This window comes from Peptostreptococcus sp. MV1 (assembly GCF_000758885.1).
GTDB lineage: Bacteria > Bacillota > Clostridia > Peptostreptococcales > Peptostreptococcaceae > Peptostreptococcus.
In genome coordinates, this window is sequence record NZ_JRNB01000060.1 from 1 (window position 1) to 3,229 (window position 3,229).

3 protein-coding genes are annotated in these 3,229 nt (G+C 31.2%); all 3 read right to left on the bottom strand.

Features of this window, described 5'->3' with window-relative positions:
* Positions 1 to 278: 278 nt before the first annotated feature.
* Entirely contained in the window at positions 279 to 1,139 is an 861-nt protein-coding gene (gene dinD / locus HMPREF1639_RS04665; protein WP_036763874.1) for a DNA damage-inducible protein D, read from the bottom strand.
* A gap of 42 nt (positions 1,140 to 1,181) precedes the next feature.
* Complete coding sequence (locus HMPREF1639_RS04670) at positions 1,182 to 1,400, bottom strand: DUF4357 domain-containing protein (RefSeq protein ID WP_242847279.1); 219 nt, start codon at positions 1,398 to 1,400, stop codon at positions 1,182 to 1,184.
* A gap of 167 nt (positions 1,401 to 1,567) precedes the next feature.
* Complete coding sequence (locus tag HMPREF1639_RS04675) at positions 1,568 to 2,857, bottom strand: DUF2254 domain-containing protein (protein ID WP_036763877.1); 1,290 nt, start codon at positions 2,855 to 2,857, stop codon at positions 1,568 to 1,570.
* Positions 2,858 to 3,229: the final 372 nt, after the last annotated feature.

Sequence of the window (3,229 nt, forward strand, 5' to 3'; positions counted from 1 at the left end):
TCTTACGACTTTGAAAGCATTTTTGTTACCATCAACGCTATATATTATAGAACCTGAAATCTTAGAATAATCAGTAATATTAACGCTTTCAATTAGTGCTTAGGCTATTCAAATTCAATAATTACCATAGCATATTTATTTCTTTTATATACTATAAGTATCTATTAAGCTTCTAAAATCAGGTGTTTTTATATCTGTTTTTTATAGTTTTTGAGATTTTTAGTATCAAAACAGTATCAGTGGTGATACTACAGCAATAGTGTTGTTGGGGACACACGTCATTCATCCAACATCAATTTGCCTTTCTTGGCTTTATCCTTTAGACGCTTCATCTGCTCTTTTTCTATCTGTTGAATGCTTTTCTCCGGAACAGGCAAATCTTCCGGCATAGTGCCACCTATTTTTTCAATAGCACTTCTCACTTCTTTTCCTACTGAGTAGTGAACTTTTGTTGCCGCTTCTGCACCTTCAACTTTATCTTTCCTCAGCTTTTCTTCCGTTTGGGATATTCTGAATAGATTAGCAATCAATTCAGTACTTCCCATATAATCTAAAATCTTTTGTCTCGCAGTTAAGCCTTTTCTATCATGTATGTCTTCAACATCTAATCCACCATACAATCCCATATATCCTGCATTTTGGAATATAGCAAATTCTTCATTTGTGATGACTCCTGCATCATGTGCCGTTTCTACCAAAAGCTGATTCCACTGTTTAATATCTCCACGAACAACAAGCCTTCTTCTATCTTCATCAAGCTGATTAAAATGATCTGCTATTTCTTGACGATATGTTTGAATAGCAAAATAGGTTTGGCCAAGTGCAATAACCTCTTTTCTCGGATCACCGTTTTGCACAATCAAATAGCAAGCGTATCTCGTAAGTTCATAATCTTTTATAGACTTGCTTGTAGCACCTGCTTCCACGATTTTGCTGACCTCAGCAAAATCGTATGTTACTTCATGTCCGCTATTCTCACATGCAATCATTGCTCTATCAATGACATTTTGAAAGTTTCGCCATTGAGAATAATCAAGCACATCAGCAAGTTCTCTTGCACTCCAATACTCACTTCCATCTTCTCTAACATACTTAATATCTTCAAATTTCTTATATTCTTTTGCTTTTAAATTTGGCATAAGCACCCTCTCATTATTTTTATAATAGCTAACTCATATCAACTATTTTTCTTTATCTCTATATTTTTCAATAGAATTCCCCTGTAAATCTTTCCATTCTAGCCATCCATTATTGGACTTTCCAATAACTATCCAACCGGCACTCGATGGATTCATACATACAATATCTTCTTGTAATATATTATCTTTTATTTTTGCATTCCTTCTGATAGATGGGATATATCCTTTACCAGTATTGCCACAAAAACTTCCTTTCAACACTGTAAAGACTCCTTCTTTAACTATGACTTTCCCATTCACTTTCCCGAAACCTTTTTATATTATAGCATATTCACGCAGTTAAATATAGCGTTCTCTCTATTTTTATTTGTGTCGCATTTAATTTTGCAACCTATCATTTATATTTAAATGGATTCAGATGTATTTTCCTATAAGCTTACTTGCTCTTCCATATTGTTTCTTATTCTTTTAAAAGTTTCCAAATGAATTTCGTGAGTAAAATTTTCTATTAAAATTTCATAGCTATCATCAAAAAACTTTTTTATGCTTTTTTTAGCACCTATATCTGCCATTGTGTATATGATATAAAGTCCTTGTAAAATCGCTTTTGTAACCAAGGGATCACCTGCTGAATAAGAAATTATCTGGCTGAAACCAAGATATAGTTCATCCTCCACAGAATAACTTTGATAAATTATTTTTACATCTTCGTCCTCTTTCAGTATTATAAAATGATTGTCTGTAGATAATAGTTTCCCAAGTAATGATGACATTTTATATATACACATTATTGCAGTATTTGGATCATTTATGCCAGGGCTTAGGGCCATATTCGCAATTTCAGTTAAGCTTACAATTCCACGGTGATAATCTTCTTCTCTATTATTGTAAACATTTATTAAAAACAATGGACTTAATTTTTCTTTTAATTCGTTTTTATCATTATTATCTAACTCACATTGAAATATATTTAATTCTCCTATGCTTTCTCCTTTGATCGTGTACTCACCAATCCTCTTGTTTATAGTAAGTTCTGCTTTTATGCCATTAAGTTCTTTAAAAATCGCATCTGCTTTTATTTCAAATAAATAACCTGAATTCTCAGCTACAATTGATAACTTTGTAGATTCGTCGCATTTTTCATAATGCTCAGCTTTTTCTCTTTGTTCTACCTCTTTATCAATAAGTTTTTCGCAGTCATTAAATATATATTCTATAATATTTGATACCTTTATATTATCAAGAACCTGTCTTGAGAAAGCTATAAAACTAAGCATTGCAATTATGGCATAGGCTATTCCAAAACTTCCAGCTACAACGTGTTGGTCTGGGCCAAGGTCTTGCAATAGTAGAATACTAATTATTGAATAGAAAAAACCACTTACAAATATACCATATAAACCAAGGACTCCTGTCCTATCTATGAAACTCTGAAGCAATCTAGGTGATATGCTACTGCTATATTTATTAAGTACAGTGACAATAGTTGTAAAACAAAAAATACTTATAGTCAAAAATATTCCAGATATATTAGAAAGGAAATTTACCGAAACTTCAACTGATAGCAATAGTTGTTTGGGAATATAAGATTTAATTGCAATATATTGATGATCAAAAATCCAGGTAACTAAAAGAAGCGACACTGTTAAAATTAAAAATCTTGACATCCTTAAAAAATTCTTATTATTTAAAAACCACAATTTAATTTTGGGCAACATACATCAATCCTCCTGTTTTAATATTGTAATTATAAAACTATATTATCATATTCTTGATTTTTGTCCAATATGAAATGGTGTATTCATCTTTTTGTAATTGAAAAATCCTTTGTGATTTTCTTGCTTATAAGTTTGGATATAAATATTATGACAATAGCTGATAGACTTGGCCATGAAAAAGTAGACACTACTTGGAATACATATGGTCATCTATACCCTAATAGAAAGGTCTGAAGTTGTCGACAAGTTAAGTGCCTTAAAATAAAGGTTGTATAATATTTAGCGTTGGTGAGAGAAAAAATTCTCTCCCAATGCTAAATTTTTTGCAAAAAAATAGGAACACACATCAAATCTCATGTATAATTTAAATCA